Genomic DNA, 19165 nt, shown 5'->3' on the forward strand with positions numbered 1-19165 from the left:
CCCCACGCGACGCACGTCTAGGATGCGAGCCCGACGAACGCTGCGGCCCCGTCAATTGGCGTGCCCGAGCCATCGCGCTTGCCGAGTTCACTGGGCAGCTTTCGGGCGGTGCCGTCAGCGGCCAACGCACGCGCCTCGCCGACGCCCACCCAGGCGCACGCGATTTGGTCTTCCCACTTCAGGAAGCGCTGAATGCGCACGCCGCCCGTGGCGCGGCCCTTCGCGGGGATCTCTGCCCAGTCCGTGATCTTGGCGGTGGCGACGTCAGTGCCGGGAAGCGTGATCGAGCTGTCCGCCACCGTCACTACCCGGGCCTCGCCGGCGGCGGGGATCGCCGTGGCGAACACCACACGCGCCTCGTCGCCGAGGCGGATGCCGGCCATGCCGCCGGCCGGGCGGCCCTGCGGGCGCACGGATGTCGCGTCGAAGCGCAGCAGCTGTGCATCGCTCGTCACCGCTGCAAACTCGGTGCCGTCGGGTGCGGGGAAGATGCCCACGAGCTGGTCGCCCGCCTTCAGTCCGATCACCTCGAAGCTCGGCTTCGCCGGGAGGTCCGTGAGCAGCACGCGCTTCACGATGCCCTGCTGTGTGAACATGCCGATCGGCGTATCCGTATCGATCGGCACGATCCCCACGACGCGGAGCTTCTTGTCCGTGATCCCGAGGTAGTCCGCGAGCTTCACGCCAGCCGAGAATGCGATGCTCGCGGTCGGCACAACGGGCAGATCCACCGGCGTAAAGCGGTGCAGCGTCCCATCGTTCATCACCGCACCAAGCTCGCCGCGGACAGTGCCGTCAACGCTCGCGAGAATGGCGCCGTGCTTGGTCGCGCGTGAGGGACCGCGCGGAGCGTCAGCGGCTTCCGGATCCCGATCAATCCGCAGCATGCGCCCCGTCACGGAGAGCAGCACGGTGCACGGGGAGTCAGCAACCTCGAGCGAGGCAGACGCTGCGGCAGCGCGGGTGGGACGAATCACCGCACCCGTGAGCAGTGTGCGTCGCGGAGTGCCCCAGGCGGCGGCGGCCTGATCCAGCTCATCGGACACCACGCCACGGAGGCGCTCGTCGCTTCCGAGTATCTCGAGCAGCTGCGCGATCTCGGCGTTCAGCTCATCACGCTCGGCCTCGAGCTCAACGCGCGAGAACTTCGTGAGGCGACGCAGTCGCAGCTCGAGAATGTACTCCGCCTGCAGCTCGGACAGATCGAAGACCTGCATGAGGCGCGTGCGTGCGGTCTCAGCGTCATCGCTCGTGCGAATGAGCTGAATCACCTCGTCAATGTCGAGGATCGCGATGAGCAGGCCCTCAACCAGGTGCAGGCGGTCACGGCGCTTGCTCAAGCGGTGCTCAGTGCGACGGGTGATCACCGAGATGCGGTGGTCAAGGAAGACGCGCAACATCTCGCGCAGCCCGAGCGTCTGGGGCTGACCCTGCACCAAGGCAACCGAGTTGATGCTGAAGGAGTCCTCGAGCGGCGTGTAGCGGTAGAGCTGCTCGAGTACGGCCTCGGGCGCGAAGCCCGTCTTCAGCGTGATCACCAGGCGCAAGCCATTTTTGCGATCCGTGAGATCGGCCACATCGGAGATGCCGGAAAGCTTCTTCGCCTCGACGCCCTGCTTGATCTTCTCGATGACTCGTTCGGGCCCCACGAGATACGGGAGCTCGGTCACAATGAGGCCGGTACGACGCGGGCCGAGCTGCTCAACAGCAACCTTCGCTCGCGTGCGGAACGCGCCGCGCCCGGTCCGGTACGCATCCTTGACGCCATCAAGCCCAACGATGGTGCCACCGCCGGGGAGATCGGGCCCCGGGATGAACTCCATGAGTTCATCAACCGTCGCTTCGGGATGCTGGAGCAGATGCTTCGCCCCATCGACGACCTCGATGAGGTTGTGCGGTGCGAGGTTCGTCGCCATACCCACAGCAATACCGCTCGCGCCATTGACGAGCAGGTTGGGCACTGCGGAGGGCAGAACATCCGGCTGCATAATCTGGTTGTCGTAGTTCGGCACGAAATCGACGACATTTTCGTCGAGCGACTCGGTCATCGCGAGCGCAGCGCCCGCGAGGCGCGCCTCCGTGTACCGCGACGCGGCGGGACCATCATCGAGCGAACCGAAGTTTCCGTGCCCGTCGACGAGCGGCAGGCGCATGGCAAAGCCCTGCGCCATCCGCACGAGTGCGTCGTAGATCGACGAATCGCCGTGCGGGTGCAGCTTGCCCATCACTTCGCCAACCACGCGGGCCGACTTCACGTGCCCCTTCTCGGGGCGCAGGCCCATGTCAGTCATCATGAAGAGGATGCGGCGCTGCACAGGCTTCAGGCCATCGCGCGCATCTGGCAGCGCGCGGGAATAGATCACGGAGTAGGCGTACTCGAGGAACGAACCCTCCATCTCTTCCGAGATGTCAATGTCCTCGATGCGTTCGCCGGCGATCTCGTGGGGTGCTCCGGACGATTCGGTCATAATGGTCAATATGCTACCGACAGCCGCCGACAACGGCGCGAGGCTTGCCGCAATTCTGCCAAGCGGTTTGGCCGCCATCTCCCGTGGTCAGGGCAAAGATCCTCGTGCGGTTCTCGCACACGCGAGCGCCCCAGGATCGTTTGATGACCTTGATGTCTCACTCGTGCCCGAGCTTCGCTCATTCGTACTGATCGTGGTCGATGGGCTGGGTCACGCGAACCTCGCCGCACGAAAAGGGCACGCGCCCACCCTCGCGGGACTCCAGCAGCGCAGGATCGAGACCGTCGCCCCGTCGACGACGGGAGCCGCGCTCACCGCGATCACGACCGGCAGACTGCCGGGCGAGCACGGTCTCGCGGGCTACCGTATCCGCCACCCCGAGTTCGGCCTTCGCACCACGCTCAGCGAGTGGGACGGCATCACGGACGTGCGTTCATGGCAGCGGGCCACGCCACTCTTCGCCCAGGCACGCGAGGTCGGCGCCCGCCCCGTCGTCATCGGCCGGCCAGCGCACGAAGAGGGCGGGCTCACACGCGCGATCCTGAGCGACGCCGACTACCTGTCCGGCCAGCGCATCGATGACCGCTTCGCCATTGCGTCGCAGACACTCCGCGCCGCGGCAGCCGGACCAGCCCAGGAGTCAACGCTCATCTATCTCTACGTCGATGAGCTCGACCGCGCGGCCCACGAGAACGGCTGGGAGAGCGCGGAGTGGGTCCGTCGTCTGGAGCACCTTGACGCCGCGCTCGCCGACTTCCTGCGCGCACTTCCTGGTGGCGTCGGAGTCGCAGTGACGGCGGACCACGGCATCATTGACGTGCCCGCTGAGCAGCACGTGCTGCTCGACTCAGTTCCCGGTCTGCTTGACGGGGTCGTCGAAATCGGAGGCGAGCCGCGATTCCGCGCGCTGTACCTCGCAGAGAACGGGGCCGAGGCCGATCCCGCGCTGATTGCAGAGGTGCGAGATCGCATCGCAGCGGCAGAGGGCGATCGCGCCTGGGTCTTCACGCGCGATGAAGCAATCGCCGCCGACGTGTTCGGCCCGGTTGCGCCAGAGGTTGCGCCCAGGCTGGGCGATGTGTTCATCGCAGCGCGCAAACGCGTTGCGTACTACGTCAGCGCGGATACCCCGTCGGCACGGTCACTCGTTGGGCAGCACGGATCCTTCAGCGAGGACGAGCGCGGTGTGCCCCTGGCGCTTGCCGGTGCACTGGCCGGCACGGGCTTCACCGCGCTCGTCACGCGAGTTGCCGCGCTGCGCGGCGCGGCGCTCGCCGGCTAGTTCGGGTCTTCGTCACTCCGGGTGCCGAAGAGGATGTCGTCCCAGCTCGGAATCGAGGCGCGTCCCTTCCGGCCGCCCTTCTCCGCATCGCTGTTCGGTCGACCGGGCGTGCGATCCTCCGCCTCCGGTCGAGCGCCGTTGGTGTCGGCACCAGGACGGGCCGCAAGGCCGATGCTTGGCAACGCCGGACGTCCACCACGCACCACGGGGGCCGTGTCGTTGTCATCGTCGTCAGCGTCGCTCGGGCCGGCGGCACGCGAGCCGCTTGGAGCCGATGGCTGATCGTGGGCGCTGCGGAGCGGGGGAGCGGAACCGCTCACTCCACTCGCACCCCAAATGCTGCGTGGGGCGCTTGGCTTCGGCTCAGCGGCGGGGGCAGGCCGAGCAGGAGCCGGCGAGTCCAGCTTCTGCGAACGATCGTCCAGTTCACCATCGGTGAGCTGGGAGACGGGCGCTTCAAGCGCCGCCTCGAGCGAATCGACGTCTGCCTGTGCCGCGGCGCGGTTCGCCTCGTCACGCTCACCCCGTCTGCGGCGGAGGGCATCGAGCAGGTCGGCGGTCTGACTCAGGTCAATCGGCTGGGTCTCGTGCGTCTTAATGGCGCGCTGATCGATCTCGCGCCGACGAGCATAGTCAGCTTCGATGTCATCGTCCGGGCTGCCCGTGGTGCTCGCACCGCCACTGACGCCGATCGGGGTGTTGGTCGGGGCACTCGCACCGGCAGTGTCTCCAGCTGCGCTCTCGGGGTCAGCCGCGGGCGCCGCGCCGTCCGCATCGGTCGCCTCCGGGAGATCGGCGGCGTCGAACGCGCCCGAGTCGAACTTCGATGCGCCGTCGTTGCCGCCCACAGCGCGGAGCTTGGGGATCAGTCGATCGCCCACGTCGCCCTGTTTCGAGAGCGTCACCGCGTCCGGGGTCACGGGAGAAAGCCCACCCTTGCGGTGGTCGAACGCCCACACGGCACGGTGCGCAACATCGCGTGAGATGAATTCGAGGCTGACCATCCAGCCTGTCTCCTCGTCGCGCCACGATGCCCACTCACTGGCCTCTGCCGCAAGCGACACCAGGCGCTCCGCAATCACGGAACCGAAGTGTTGATCAGCCTCGCTGTGTGCATCTGCGCGCACCGGGACGGCGTGCGCGCGTTCAAGGATGTACCGACGCTCTGCAAGAACCGGCTCCTCATACCGCTCGATGTCGGAGGCCTCAAGCCCGGTGATCTCCATCACCTGCGCGCGGGTCTTACCCGCACGAATCAGTGACTGAATCTCACGCGGACGCACCTTCGAGGCATCTCGTTCACGGCGACTGAGGTTCCGGAGCTCGCTGAGCACGGCGTCGTCCACGACAAGCCGGAATTCCTGGTCGGCATCATTCGCAACGATCAGTGTCTGATCCTCGCGTCGCACAAAGCGCAGTTCGTCCATCGGCGCATCCCTTCCTCGCTCGCGAACCAGGGTGGCACACCTCGCGGGCAGCAGGCGACATTGCCGCGGCGCGTGGGAAAGTTCGTGCTCCGAGGAACTGCTCCGAGTACGCGCACAGAGAACTCTAAGCCTCACAGTTTGCGCGAAAGGGGAATCGTACGGCAGACTGTGGCCGCTCGAAGGTTGAGGTGCCGAAGTGCGGCACAAGATTGCAGGAGAGAATGGCCACCGATTACGACGCCCCCCGGAAGTCCGAAGAAGAAGCCGACTCCATCGAGGCCCTGAAAGAACGCGGCCCGGCGAAGGGTGCATCTGGACTCGACTCGGAGGATGCGGACAACCCGAGTTTCGACCTGGGCGGCTCGGACCTCTCTGACGTTGAGCTCGACGTTGTCGTGCTTCCCCAGCAGGATGATGAGTTCACGTGCGTGAGCTGCTTCCTGGTGCGACACCGCTCGCAGATGGACCACCAGACCGACCTCGGTCCGATCTGTGCGGAGTGCGCGGCCTAACGAGCGCTGCGTTTCCGACGCGGATCTTCGCGACAGACGCCTTCGGGCCCGGCCCCACCTGAGTGGTGGAGCCGGGCCCGAAGGCTTTTTCGTCGGGTGTGCCGACACGTGGGCGCCACAATGGTGGCGCCCACGTGTCACTTGCCCGTTTGCGCTGACCGAATCGTGTCCGCGAGCTTCTGCGGATGCCGGGTCGTAATGATCCACACGGGAGCGGGATCATTGGGGTCGATGTTCTCGATGCGAATCCCACGGTTCACCCAGCCGCGCACCAACAGGTAGCTTCGCGCATCAAGGCCGGGCCCGATCGCGGCGCGGAGCCGGCTCGCGCCCAGTAGCTCAATCTCGCCGAGCTGGGAGACTGGGATCGATGCGTGTCCCGCCACCAGCGTCCCGCCCGTCACGCGAATCGTGGGGGAGAGCAGGATCAGCGTCACCGCGGCGATGAGGTACACGATGATCCCGGCGGGGATTGCAGCGTTGATGTTGATCGGCGTCGTGATGAGCGCCACGGCCGGGGCCACCAGCAGCAGCGCAATGAACATTCCCGGCCCGGGAACGAGGCGCTCCCGGTACTCGGCGGAGCTGGGGGCAGCGGAGGCCGCGGGGACCGCGGCGGCGTCACTCGTCATGCCTCCATTATCGCCTGAACACCTGCGCGACGCGTGTGCGCGCGGGCGCGCCCCATGCGCATCCGATACCCTGGCCGGGTGAGCGATGTAGTAGAGATTCCACTTCTGGCCGAGCACGCGCCCCGCTATGCCCACGCGGACGATGCAGGCGCCGATCTGATGGCCACGGAGGCTGTGACACTCGGCCCCGGCGAGCGCGCCCTCATTGGCACCGGGGTGTCAATCGCGTTACCAACGGGATATGCCGCATTCGTCGTACCGCGAAGCGGCCTCGCGGCGAAGCACGGTATCACGGTGGTCAATTCCCCGGGCACCGTCGACGCCGGGTACCGCGGGGAGATCAAAGTCACTCTGTTGAACACCGACCGCGAGCACTCCTTTGACGTGGCAGTGGGGGATCGAATCGCTCAGATGATCGTGATGCCCGTGTCGCGCGCCGTGTTTGTTCCCGTCGACACGCTGCCCGACAGCGTCCGCGGCGCAAACGGCTTTGGCTCCACCGGAGTGCAGTCGGGGACGCACTAGGCCGGCACGGGCAGACCACCCAGATTTCGCAGGACACGAAAGAAACGAAGAGAGCATGAGCGACAAGTCAGAGACGCAGGACGTCGAGAAGAACACCCCGGAGGCCGCAGATTCCGCGGAGGCCCTCGAGCTCCACGAGAGCGCGGGCGAGGAGCTCGACGAGAGCAAGTCCCACCCCGCGGACCGAGATACTGCCGGCCCGTTCGACGCGGCAGAGGTCCCCGCAATGCGCCCGTACGTCGATCTTGGCGGCATCAAGGTCGCTCCGCGCGAGGGCCTGCAGCTGCGCCTCGAGGTCGATGAGCGCGCGAATCGCGTCGTTGCTGTGTCCCTTGAGTACGCAGAGTCGCTGCTTCAGGTACAGGCGTTTGCGGCACCCAAGACCACCGGACTGTGGCACGGCGTGCGCCGCGAGCTCACTCAGCAGATGGCCGCCCAGGGCGCCAGCGCGGTCGAAGAGACCGGTCCGCTCGGCCCCGAGCTCCTCGTCGAGACCCCCGCACCGGCCGAGCAGGGCGGCACGCGCACGGCACGCTTTATCGCCGTGGACGGCCCCCGCTGGATGCTGCGCGGTGTGATCATGGGCAAGGCGGCAGTCGATGCTTCTGCACGCGAACGGGTGATCGACCTGTTCCGCGAGGTGGTCGTTGTGCGCGGCGACCAGCCGATGCCCCCGAGCGAGCTGCTCCCGCTGCGCGTTCCTGCCGGCGTGCAGGCTCAGCGCCCTCAGGGCGACGCTGCTGCTCAGGGCGGGGCCCAGCCCGCGTGAGCGAGGCGGAGGAGAGCGGCGCGCAGCCCTCGGCTAAGAATGCCGCAGAGAACGCCACCGAGTCGCCCCTGGGCCGGCTCGGCGGCATGGCCCGCGCGGTTCAGGGCGGAGTCTCCGGCGAAGAACTCACCGCGGAAAGCGTCCTCGCCGCGATCGGCGGCTGGCGCGGCGTCGCAGAGACCCTGATCCCGAGCTTGCTGTTCCTCGGCATCTACGTGCCGACGCAGGACGCACGACTCGCCGCAGTAATCCCCGGTGCACTCGCCGTTCTTCTCTTCGTCGTACGACTGGTACGCCGGGAGACGCCCATCGCGGCGCTCTCCGGCATGCTCGGCGTCGGCATCGCGGTCGTCATTACGTTGATCACCGGACGCGGCGTCGACTACTTCGTGTGGGGCTTCGTGGTCAACGCGGCTTGGTCGCTCGGCCTCGTGATCTCACTGCTTGTGGGGTGGCCCGCAATCGGCCTGGTGATCGGCTTCACCCGCGGAAACTTCCGCGCCTGGCGCCACGACCTGAAGCTGCGACGCGCCGCAACGCTGCTCACGCTCCTCTGGCTCGCCATGTTCGTCGCGCGGCTCGCCGTGCAGCTGCCGATGTATCTCGGCGAGCAGGTCGCCGCACTCGGAACGGCGCGAATCGTCATGGGAACGCCCCTCTTCGCTGCAGTCATCGCGCTGACATGGTTTGTCGTGCACCGGGTGAGTAAATCATCTGATGATTCGAACCCCGATATCGTTGAGAGCACAGGGCAAAACGCCCCGCCGGAGTGACAGCGAAGGGCTCCACTTCGGTGTAGAGTTATCTTGACATCGAGATAAATTGGAGGAGCCTCATGGGAGCCGTCAACAGCTTCGACGCGAAGAGCACCCTCGCCGTCGGCGAGCGGGAGTACGAGATCTACCGGATCGATCAGGTCCCAGGTCACGAGCGTCTGCCGTACAGCCTGAAGGTACTGCTCGAGAACCTGCTCCGCACGGAGGATGACGCAAACGTCACCCGCGCGCACATTGAGGCTCTCGGCAACTGGGATCCGTCGGCTGAGCCCGACACCGAGATCCAGTTCACGCCCGCGCGCGTCATCATGCAGGACTTCACCGGCGTGCCCTGTGTCGTCGACCTTGCCACCATGCGCGAGGCCGTTGTCGACCTGGGTGGCACGCCCGACAAGATCAACCCGCTCGCACCCGCCGAGATGGTCATCGACCACTCGGTCATCTCCGACGTCTACGGCACCGCAGGCGCGGCTGCCCGCAACGTGGAGATCGAGTACCAGCGCAACGGCGAGCGCTACCAGTTCCTCCGCTGGGGCCAGGGCGCGTTCGACGAGTTCAAGGTCGTTCCCCCGGGGACCGGCATCGTGCACCAGGTCAACATCGAGTACCTTGCGCGCGTCACGTTCACCCGCGAGGTGGACGGCAAGCTGCAGGCGTACCCCGACACCTGTGTCGGCACTGACTCGCACACCACCATGGAGAACGGCCTCGGCGTTCTCGGCTGGGGTGTTGGCGGCATCGAGGCTGAGGCAGCCATGCTGGGCCAGCCCATCTCCATGCTTATCCCGCGCGTTGTGGGCTTCAAGCTCTCGGGCAAGATCCCCGCTGGCGTGACCGCGACCGATGTCGTGCTCACGATCACGCAGATGCTCCGCAAGCACGGCGTCGTCGGCAAGTTTGTCGAGTTCTACGGCGAGGGTGTTGGTTCCGTGCCGCTCGCGAACCGCGCCACCATCGGCAACATGAGCCCCGAGTTCGGTTCGACCGCGGCGATGTTCCCGGTCGACGACGTCACCCTCGACTACCTGCGCCTCACCGGCCGTAGCGAAGAGCAGATCGAGCTCATCAAGGCGTACACGCAGGCGCAGGGCATGTGGCACGACCCCGCCGTTGAGCCCTCGTTCAGTGAGTACCTTGAGCTGGACCTCAGCACGGTGGTGTCCTCGATCGCCGGCCCGAAGCGCCCGCAGGATCGCATCGAGCTCACCGCAGCGAAGACGCAGTTCGAGACCGATCTCAAGAACTACGCTGCGGCAGCGAACCCCGCCAAGGTGAAGGATCAGGCCGGCAACGAGTTCGAGCTCGATCACGGCGCGGTCACCCTCGCCTCGATCACCTCCTGCACGAACACCTCGAACCCTTCCGTGATGCTCGCCGCCGGCGTGCTCGCTCGCAACGCGGTTGCGAAGGGCCTGAAGGCGCAGCCGTGGGTCAAGACCACGCTCGCTCCCGGATCCAAGGTAGTGACGGACTACTACGAGAAGTCCGGCCTGAACCAGGACCTCGAGGCGCTCGGCTTCTACACGGTCGGGTACGGCTGCGTCACCTGCATCGGTAACTCGGGCCCCCTCAACGAGGAGATCTCGCAGGCGGTCAACGACAACGACCTCGCGGTCACCGCTGTCCTCTCGGGTAACCGTAACTTCGAGGGTCGCATCAACCCGGACATCAAGATGAACTACCTCGCGAGCCCCCCGCTCGTGATCGCGTACTCGCTTGCCGGCACGATGGACTTCGACTTCGAGACTCAGGCGCTGGGGCAGGACCAGGACGGTAACGACGTCTTCCTCCGCGACATCTGGCCCGACCCCACCGAGGTGCAGAAGATCGCCGACGCATCCATCGACTCGGACATGTTCAAGTCGAAGTACGCGACGGTCTTCGATGGCGACGAGCACTGGACCTCGCTGCCCACCCCGGACGGGAACACCTTCGCGTGGGATGAGAAGTCGACCTACGTACGCAAGGCGCCCTACTTCGAGGGCATGACGCTCGAGCCGGTGCCCGTCACCGACATCTCCAGCGCCCGCGTCCTCGCGAAGCTGGGCGATTCGGTCACGACTGACCACATCAGCCCCGCGGGCAGCTTCCGCGCCGAGACGCCTGCTGGCCAGTACCTGATCGAGAATGGTATCGCCGTTCGCGACTTCAACACCTACGGCTCGCGCCGCGGCAACCACGAGGTCATGATTCGCGGCACCTTCGCGAACATCCGCCTGCGCAACCAGCTGCTTGCGGCTGAGAATGATGGCGCTGGCGTCGAGGGTGGCTTCACCCGCGACTTCACGCTCGAGGGCGGCCCCAAGTCGTACATCTACGACGCGTCGCAGAACTACCAGGCAGCTGGTGTTCCGCTCGTGGTGCTTGGTGGCAAGGAGTACGGCTCGGGCTCGTCGCGCGACTGGGCGGCGAAGGGCACCCGCCTGCTGGGCGTCAAGGCCGTCATCACCGAGAGCTTCGAGCGTATTCACCGCTCGAACCTGATCGGTATGGGCGTGCTGCCGCTGCAGTTCCCGGCGGGCGAGAGCGCAGATTCGCTCGGCCTTGACGGCACCGAGTCCTTCGACATCGTCGGCGTCACCGCACTGAACGAGGGTGTCACCCCGAAGACGGTCGCGGTCACCGCCACGAAGGAAGACGGCAGCACCGTCAGCTTCGACGCGGTCGTGCGCATCGACACCCCGGGCGAAGCCGACTACTACCGCAACGGCGGCATCCTGCAGTACGTGCTCCGTTCGCTGGTCTAGTCACCGGCATCTCCTGGAGAGAACGCACAGCGCCCCGCACGAATCGTGCGGGGCGCTGTGCGTTCTGCCGCCCACCGATACGCCGCAGAAAGGAGGGGTCATTACTCTGACCCTTCACGAGATTCCCACGTCCAACGCCGTCGCGCTCCCATCGTGTGAGCACGGCATGGCCGGCCCCACCCCGGCGATACGCGGGCCGGTCTGCTCAGCGCGGTATCCGCCGCCGGGTAGACTGATGGGATGCTCCGCCGCACGTGGCGGGCTGAAGGGGAGGTATGCGGGTGGCGATCCTGGATGGAATCGACGGTCCACGCGATCTCGATCACCTGACCCCAGAGGAGTGTCGCACGCTCGCTGCTGAGATTCGCGAGTTTCTCATCGCTGAAGTCGCGAAGACTGGCGGCCATCTCGGCCCCAACCTCGGTGTGGTTGAGCTGACCATCGCCATGCACCGCGTGTTTGAGTCGCCGCGTGACCCGATCGTCTTCGACACGGGGCACCAGAGCTACGTGCACAAGCTTCTCACCGGCCGCAAGGACTTCTCGCTGCTTCGCCGTCGCGGGGGTCTTGCAGGCTACCCACAGCGCGCAGAGTCCGAGCATGACATCGTCGAGAGCTCGCACGCTTCCAGCTCGTTGAGCTGGGCGGACGGCATCTCACGCGCCTTCGCCCGCACCGGCCAGGAGAACCGCCACGTGGTCGCGCTGGTCGGCGACGGCGCACTCACGGGCGGAATGACCTGGGAAGCGCTCAACAACATCACCGACGATAATGATCGGAACCTCGTCATTGTCGTCAACGACAATGGTCGTTCGTATGCACCGACGATCGGCGGGATGGCGCGCTTCCTGAACTCCGTCCGGTCGAAGGACACCTATCGTGACCTTCAGGAGGGGAGCGAGAAGCTCTTCTCCCGCTTCGGTCGCCCCGGCCGCACCATCTACCGCGGGGCTCGCGGCGCGCTGCACGGTTTCCTCAGCCGTGCCAGCAACAACGACCACCTATACTCCAACCTCGATATCAAGTATCTCGGTCCTGTGGACGGCCACGATCTCGCCGCGGTCGAAGAGGTGTTGCGTCAGGCCAAGGGCTACGGCCGGCCCACGCTGGTGCACGTCATCACAGAGAAGGGACGCGGCTACGCTCCCGCGGAAAACGACGAGGCAGATCAGTTCCACTCGGTAGGCCAGATCAACCCGGGCAACGGTGAACCCGTTTCGGTCTCAAGTGGCCCCAGCTGGACGGGTGTCTTCCGAGATCGGATCGTGGAACTCGCCGACACGGACGAGCGGATCGTGGGGATCACCGCGGCGATGCTCGCCCCGACCGGGCTCGACGCGCTTGCGGAGCGACACCCCGGCCGCGTCTACGACGTTGGTATCGCTGAGCAGCACGCAGTCACCAGCGCCGCCGGCCTGGCGTACGGGGGCTTGCACCCTGTCGTAGCGATCTACGCGACCTTCATGAATCGCGCCTTCGATCAGTTGCTGATGGATGTGGCGCTCCACCGCGCTGGCGTGACCTTTGTGCTCGATCGAGCTGGCCTCACTGGACCAGACGGCGCCAGCCACAATGGCGTGTGGGATCTGGCCACGCTGCAGGTCGTTCCCGGCATTCGGATCGCGTCTCCCCGCGACGAGGCGTCGCTCCGAGAGCTCTTGGGCGAGGCGGTCGCAATCACCGACGGCCCAACGGTCATCCGCTACCCGAAGGGCTCCGTTGGAGCCCCACTTCCCGCTGTGCGGCGCACCGAAGATGGTGTGGACATTCTGCGCGAGGTACCGCCCGAGGCGAGCGAACGCGATGTGCTCTTCGTGACTGTCGGCCCGATGGCTCACATCGCTCATGAAGCTGCTGAGCTCCTCGCTGCGGAGGGAATCTCGTCGACCGTTGTCGATCCTCGTTGGGTGGTTCCCGTCGCAGCCTCGGTGGTCGATCTGGCTCGCACGCATCGGCTCCTCATCAGCATTGAGGATGGCATCCGGGTCGGAGGTGTCGGCACTCGAATTCGGCAGGCGCTCCGCGATGCCGCTGTCGATACCGCAGTCAGTGAGCTGGGCACACCCGACGAGTTCCCGGCACACGCGAGTCGCGATGAGCTGCTGGAGGACGCGGGACTCACCGCCGCGCAGATTGCAGCTGATGTTTCCGCGCAGGTGCGCGGAGACAAGATCCCGATCGCGCGGCCTGATCACGCAATCTAGTCCTCCGGAGACCATACGAGGGGTGCTCGTCCTCTCCGAACGCGCAGTCACTTCGACTTAGTTCTGAACCTCGTCTACTTCGTAGTGGCATTCCGACCACAGGCCGGGAACATGCACCGCGGATCGTGCACCCGCGTTGGTGAAACCCACCCACGCTAAAAGGGATGGTCGTCCGGCGCTTCTTCCTCCACCGGCCCCGGCGGAACGAGGGGCCAGGCCGAGGGTGCTGGCAGTCCTGGCGATGCTGACGATAGGGGTGGTGGTCCGGTGTTCTCGTGTTTCAGGAACCTCACCCGGCTTGGCGGTTCATCGTCGTACACGCGTCCGGTTGGGGATCGCCAGCGCATTGTCCCGTCCGGCAACAAACGGTGGTCCCAGTCGGAATTGTGCTTCATGGTGTGGTGGCCACGGCAGAGATGGGCAAGGTTGTCTGTGGATGTCGTGCCGCCATCTGCTGCGGGGATCGTGTGGTCGATATCGCAGCGGTTCACCGGCACCCGGCAACCGGGGAACCTGCAGTGCAGGTCGCGGGCCCCGAGGAAACGGCGCATCTGTGCACTGGGCCGGTACCGGTCCACACTCAGCACATCCCCGGCCTCACCGGACACGGTGACTTTCTCCCAGAAGTCGGCGTGACCTGCGTAGCCACGAATCTGTTCAGGGTCGATGGGTCCGGACCCGATGAGTTCGGCATCCGTGAACTCCGGCGGCGCCGAAGCAGTGGAGTCAGTGCCGGTCGGACCGGCAGGGCGTGCGCCCGGGACGGGGCCCGCATTGGCGCTTGCCGGGGGTGCTGTGGTGGTCACCACGACCTGGATGTGCGCCCGCACCGCCTCCTCCGGGGACCCCGCAACAAGCCGCATCGGATCCCCGACAAGGAGCAGATCCCGGAGCACATCAGTGCGAGTCTGCGCGCGACTGCGCTTGGGGAGCCCGGCCCGGATCTCTCGCACCCCGGGACGCCCACCCTTCATACCCGGACGGAGTTCCCGGAGGAGGCGCCGGCGTTCTGCGATGCTCTTCGTGCTGACTCGCTGGGTTCTGCCGGTGGTGTGCGCGCGTGACGCTTCACCCGTGACGGCGCCTGTGCCGGTGCCGGTGCCTGCACCCGCGGAAACACCATCGCGACCAGTGAGGGTGCGTGTGAGTTGGTGCTCGGTGACTTCCGCGGACTTCGCGAGCCGCGTCAAACGATCATGAATCGCATACGCCACCGGTGACGGCATGAACGCCACAAGCTCCGCCATCCCGTTCTCGTGATCACGCACCCACACACGCCGCTCACACTCCGGCGAAGGAACAGGGGCGCCACCCGCAGAGGTCCCGGTGTTCGGGTCGAGGCTGCTGGGGTCGAGGCTGCTCGGGGCAGCGCCGTCGGGACCGGTGCTCGTTGGGTCGGCGGCGTTTGGGTCCGTGCTGGCTGGGTCAGGGGCAATCGGGCCCGTGCTGGCCGGGTCAGTAGTGGATGGGTCATCGATCGTGGGGTCAACGCCCGGGAACAGGGCCGGCTTCGGAAGGGATCTCGCGAGCTCACGGGCAAGCTTCCGCGCGATCGGCCGCAAACGCTGCGGCGTCTGGGACTCAGCGCGCCGCAACACCTCCGCCTCGTACCTGCCCCGCACACGCACCGAATCCGGATCCTGCCCAAGCCCCAACGCGTCCGCGGATTCCACAAGTGCCCGCACATGCTCGGGAGAAACCTGCCCGGTGAGCATGCGCGGCAGAGTCGCAGGGAAACGCATCGTGAGCGCGCTCGCAAGGTTCAGATCGCGCTCCACAACATGTTCGCTCTGATGAAGGGCGGTCGCGATCTCGGCACGCAGGGAACGGTACGGGATGTCACCGCTTCCGGAAGGGGCGCGGTGCACCGCGGTCTCCATCGCGAACGAAAGAACGTTCAAACGTGCGGCGGTGAGAATGTTCTGGAAGCGGTCAAACTGTTCCAGCATGCCGACCACGTCATCCACCACCCGAACAGAGAACACGGGTGGGATGACACCCGGGATTGCGGACGCGAACGCTTTGGTGATGAGCTCGGTGGGATCGAACTCCGGTGGCTGGGGTGGAGCAGAAGTGTGAGCCGCGGAGGTCTTCTGGAAGCGCACCCGGGAAGCCCGGCGGGGCGCGGTCGGCGAGCCAGTAGCGGGAGAACCTCGGGTGGTGGTCATGTGCTCATTCAAGCAGTGACCACTGACATTCAGACCCCAGAAAACCGCGGAAACACGCGGCAAAACAAGGGAATCCGAGGAAGCCCTGATCCCACTCCGGAAAGTCGCCTCACCCTCAAGTAGAGAGAGAACATGCGTTGCAGTAGGTGAGAAAGCAGGTGTGGCCCCGGCCGAGGCCGGGGCCACACGCAGCGTCGTGATTGACGAGGGAGGGGGTTAGCCCGCCGCCGCGATACGCGGATCGTGGAACGTGCCGCCGAAGGTACGCTCGCTTGCGCCCACACGATCCAGGTACGGCGTCGCGCCACCCGCTTGGAAGGGCCAGCCGGCGCCCAGGATGAGGCACAGGTCGATATCCTCGGCCGCCGCAACCACGCCTTCGTCGAGCATGATCTTGATCTCGCCAGCGAGCTCATCCTCCACGCGGCGGAGGATCTCTTCCTCGCTCACGGCCGTCGAACCCAGCTTGAGCGCCTTTCGGCCCGCCTTCGACAGATCCTCAACCTTGCCCTGCTTCGACTTCACGAGCGGGGCTTCCACCTCAGCAAGCGCGTGCAGGTTCGGTGAGGCGTAGAAACGCTCAGGGAATGCGCTCACCATCGTGTCCTGTACGTGTGCCGCAACCTTCCAGCCCACCAGGTCGATCAGCTCGAACGGACCCATCGGCAGGCCGATCGGGGCAAGCGAACGCTCGACCACAGGCATCGGGGTGCCCTCATCGAGCGCCCGCGCTGCTTCGCCCATCACCTTAGCGAGCAGACGGTTCACCACGAAGCCCGGGCGGTCGGCGGTGATCACGGCGCTCTTGCCGAGCCTACGCGCCGCAACCATGGCGGTGGCAAGCGTCGCGTCGTCGGTGCTCGGCGTCTTCACAACCTCGATGAGCGGCATCACCGCGACCGGGTTGAAGAAGTGGAAGCCGACGAGTCGCTCGGGGTGCGCGAGCTTCGCACCGATCTCCTCCACGGAGAGCGAAGAAGTGTTCGTGGCGATCACCGCGGTCTCCGAGATGATCGGCTCGATCTCTGCGAAGACCTGCTGCTTGACACCGAGTTCTTCGAACACAGCCTCGATCACCCAATCGCAATCTGCGAACAGTGCCTTGTCGGTCGTGCCGCTCACGAGGGCCTTCACCTGGTTCGCGTCGTCCGAGGACAGCCGGCCCTTGTCGCGCAGCTTGTCGACCTCACCACGGATGTACTCGAGGCCCTTATCCACGCGGCCCTGATCCAAGTCCGTGATAACCACGGGGACACGAAGCTTCCGCGCAAAGAGCAGCGCGAACTGGCTGGCCATCAGGCCTGCGCCGATGACGCCAACCTTCTGCACGGGCTTCGCGAGCGACTTGTCCGGGGCGCCAGCGGGTCGCTTCGCACGCTTCTGCACGAGGTCGAACGCGTAGATCGACGCGACGAACTGATCACCCGCGATGAGCTCGGTCAGCGCATCGTCCTCGCGCTCGAAACCGCGCGTCAAGTCGTTGTCCTTCGCGGCGCTCAGCAGGTCAAGTGCGACGTAGGGCGCCTTCGCAGCCGTACCAATGCGCGCCTTGAGCATGTCGCGAGCGATCTTGATCGCAGCGGGCCACTTGGTGAGGCGCTCGAGCTTGCCAGGAACGTTCGGACGTTCCACCTTCTTCGCACCGCTCACCACTGCATCCGCCCACGCAAGCGACTCCTCAAGGAAACTTGCGGAACCAAACAGCTCGTCGAACAGGCCCATCTCCTTGGCCTGCGCCGGCTTGAGCATGCGGTTGTTCTTCAGCGGGTTGGAGACGATCACTTCGAGCGCCTTCTCGATCCCGATCAGATTGGGAACGATGGTGGCGCCGCCCCAACCGGGAATGATGCCGAGGAAGACCTCAGGGAAGGCGAGGGCCGCGGCCGACGCGTCGACTGAGCGGTAGGTGCAGTGCAACGCGATCTCCATCGCGCCGCCGAGCGCGAGGCCGTTCACAAACGCGAACGAGGGCACGCCCACGGTGCCGAGCTTGCCAAGGATGTGGTGGCCGTACTGAGCCATGAGTCGGGCGTTCTCGGCGGTGGCGAGCGTGGAAACCTTCGAGAGGTCCGCGCCAGCGGCGAAGATGAACGGCTTGCCCGTGATGCCCACTGCTGTGATCTCGCCGACGGCCGCACGCTTCGTGAGCTCGTCGAGCACGCCGCCGAGTCGCTCGAGCGTGCGCGGCCCGAGCGTGTTCGGCCGGGTGTGATCCCGCCCATTGTCCATCGTGATGAGCGCGAGCGTGCCGCCAGAGGCGAGCGCAACATCGCGCACGAACATGTCCGTGATGACCTCGTCGTCCGATGCGGCGAGGAGCGGCGCGAAGTCGATACCGGTGTAGTCAGTCATGGCGAGTTACTTGCCCTTCTTGCCGTTGAAGTGAGGATTCTCCCAGATCGCAGTACCGCCCTGGCCCAGGCCAACACACATCGCGGTGATGCCGTAGCGCACGTCCGGGCGCTCAGCGAACTGGCGAGCCAGCTGGATCATCAGACGCACGCCCGACGCTGCCAACGGGTGTCCCAGCGCAATCGCACCGCCCCACGGGTTCACCCGGGGATCCTCATCGGCGATTCCGAAGTGGTCGAGGAACGAGAGCACCTGCACCGCAAACGCCTCGTTGAGCTCGAACAGCCCGATGTCATCGATCGTAAGGCCCGCGCGCTTCAGCGCCTTCTCGGTGGAGGGCACGGGACCGAGTCCCATCACCTCCGGCTCCACACCCGCAAAGCCGAAGCCCACGAGCTTCATCTTCGCGCCGAGACCGAGCTCGCGCGCCGTATCCGCGCCGGCAAGCAGCGACATGGTCGCACCGTCGGTCAGTGGTGACGAGGTTCCCGCGGTGACGCGACCGTGCGGACGGAACGGCGTCTTGAGGCCGGCGAGGCCCTCCATCGTGGTCTCGGGGCGGCGGCCCTCATCCTCAGTCGCGAGGCCCCAGCCAGCCGCAGAGCGTGTGGCAACGGGCACCAGGTCGGCCTGGATGTCGCCGCGATCGTAGGCGGCCTGCACCTTGTGCTGGCTCAGCATGCCGAAGCGATCGGCGCGCTCCTTCGTGAGTGCCGGGAAGCGGTCGTGCAGACGCTCTGCGGTGAGACCCATGTTCAGCGCATCGGGGCTCACCAGCTTCTCTGCAACAAAGCGGGGATTGGGATCGGCGTCGAGGCCGAGCGGGTGACGCCCCATGTGCTCGACACCGCCTGCGACGGCGATGTCGTACTGGCCGGAGCCGATCGCGGCGCCCATGAACGAGGCAACCGTGAGCGCGCCCGCGCACATGCGATCGAGCGCGAAGCCCGGGACGCTGAGCGGGATTCCAGCAAGGATCGACACTGTACGGCCGAGGGTGAGGCCCTGGTCGCCCTGCTGCGAGGTTGCGGCAATGCCGACATCGTCGATTCGGTCGAGGGGGAGCGACTCGTTGCGTGCCAACAGCCCCTGCAGCGCCTTGACCGCGAGGTCGTCGGCGCGGGTTCCCGCGTACATGCCCTTTTCGCCCGCGCGTCCGAAGGGTGTGCGCACCCCATCTACGAACACGACTTCTCTCATTGCGGCCACTTCGCCTCCATCAGGTATGTGATCGGTCTTCCACCATATTAGAGACGGAGTCTCAAACTCAGAAGAGGCGGTGCGCGTTCCCTGATATTTCCCG

At 66.1% G+C, this 19165-nt stretch carries 13 protein-coding genes; 7 read left to right on the forward strand and 6 right to left on the reverse strand.

Translation table 11 applies throughout. The features are described 5' to 3' along the window. Positions 1-17 precede the first annotated feature (17 nt). Positions 18-2468 carry a DNA gyrase/topoisomerase IV subunit A gene (locus ACR81A_RS07635; RefSeq protein WP_202382702.1) on the reverse strand — a complete coding sequence of 817 codons (2451 nt, stop codon included), beginning with the start codon at positions 2466-2468 and terminating at the stop codon, positions 18-20. Between the two features lie 10 nt (positions 2469-2478). On the opposite strand from ACR81A_RS07635, the gene ACR81A_RS07640 reads away from it, so the two are divergent. Then, entirely contained in the window at positions 2479-3750 is a 1272-nt protein-coding gene (locus ACR81A_RS07640) for an alkaline phosphatase family protein (RefSeq protein WP_440311523.1), read from the forward strand. Here ACR81A_RS07640 and sepH read toward each other — a convergent pair. After that, positions 3747-5177, reverse strand: coding sequence for a septation protein SepH (sepH, locus tag ACR81A_RS07645; RefSeq protein WP_440311524.1), 1431 nt, complete (start codon positions 5175-5177; stop codon positions 3747-3749). The two genes, ACR81A_RS07640 and sepH, sit on opposite strands and share 4 nt — an antisense overlap. Before the next feature lie 221 nt (positions 5178-5398). On the opposite strand from sepH, the gene ACR81A_RS07650 reads away from it, so the two are divergent. After that, on the forward strand, positions 5399-5689 hold the full coding sequence (locus ACR81A_RS07650) for a DUF4193 domain-containing protein (RefSeq protein WP_125099741.1): 291 nt from the start codon (positions 5399-5401) through the stop codon (positions 5687-5689). Between the two features lie 137 nt (positions 5690-5826). Here ACR81A_RS07650 and ACR81A_RS07655 read toward each other — a convergent pair whose 3' ends face one another. Beyond that, positions 5827-6321 (reverse strand): DUF3093 domain-containing protein, encoded by a 495-nt coding sequence (locus ACR81A_RS07655; protein WP_202382706.1) that lies wholly within the window; start codon positions 6319-6321, stop codon positions 5827-5829. Between the two features lie 78 nt (positions 6322-6399). Between ACR81A_RS07655 and dut the strand changes: the two genes are divergently transcribed. From dut to dxs, 5 genes are all read left to right on the forward strand, one after another. Next, positions 6400-6846, forward strand: coding sequence for a dUTP diphosphatase (dut, locus tag ACR81A_RS07660; RefSeq protein WP_440311525.1), 447 nt, complete (start codon positions 6400-6402; stop codon positions 6844-6846). Between the two features lie 55 nt (positions 6847-6901). Beyond that, the gene (locus ACR81A_RS07665; protein WP_202382709.1) at positions 6902-7615 is read left to right on the forward strand and encodes a DUF3710 domain-containing protein; all 714 of its coding nucleotides are present in this window, start codon (positions 6902-6904) and stop codon (positions 7613-7615) included. Further along, a complete protein-coding gene (locus ACR81A_RS07670) occupies positions 7612-8388 on the forward strand; it encodes a DUF3159 domain-containing protein (protein ID WP_202382710.1) in 777 nt (258 codons plus the stop codon). Before ACR81A_RS07665 ends, ACR81A_RS07670 begins: the two co-directional genes overlap by 4 nt. A 62-nt stretch (positions 8389-8450) precedes the next feature. Further along, positions 8451-11138: an aconitate hydratase AcnA gene (gene acnA, locus ACR81A_RS07675; RefSeq protein ID WP_202382711.1), complete on the forward strand. Its 2688-nt coding sequence runs from the start codon at positions 8451-8453 to the stop codon at positions 11136-11138. 281 nt (positions 11139-11419) lie between these two features. Continuing rightward, on the forward strand, positions 11420-13342 hold the full coding sequence (gene dxs, locus ACR81A_RS07680) for a 1-deoxy-D-xylulose-5-phosphate synthase (RefSeq protein ID WP_440313138.1): 1923 nt from the start codon (positions 11420-11422) through the stop codon (positions 13340-13342). Positions 13343-13497: 155 nt separating this feature from the next. Here dxs and ACR81A_RS07685 read toward each other — a convergent pair whose 3' ends face one another. From ACR81A_RS07685 to ACR81A_RS07695, 3 genes are all read right to left on the reverse strand, one after another. Further along, the gene (locus ACR81A_RS07685) at positions 13498-15510 is read right to left on the reverse strand and encodes a DUF222 domain-containing protein (RefSeq protein WP_440311526.1); all 2013 of its coding nucleotides are present in this window, start codon (positions 15508-15510) and stop codon (positions 13498-13500) included. Positions 15511-15726: 216 nt separating this feature from the next. After that, positions 15727-17862: a 3-hydroxyacyl-CoA dehydrogenase NAD-binding domain-containing protein gene (locus tag ACR81A_RS07690; protein WP_440311527.1), complete on the reverse strand. Its 2136-nt coding sequence runs from the start codon at positions 17860-17862 to the stop codon at positions 15727-15729. Positions 17863-17868: 6 nt separating this feature from the next. Beyond that, on the reverse strand, positions 17869-19062 hold the full coding sequence (locus ACR81A_RS07695) for a thiolase family protein (protein ID WP_237462822.1): 1194 nt from the start codon (positions 19060-19062) through the stop codon (positions 17869-17871). Between the last annotated feature and the right edge of the window lie 103 nt (positions 19063-19165).

Source organism: Leucobacter chromiireducens (genome assembly GCF_051993095.1).
GTDB classification, from domain to species: Bacteria; Actinomycetota; Actinomycetes; order Actinomycetales; family Microbacteriaceae; genus Leucobacter; species Leucobacter chromiireducens.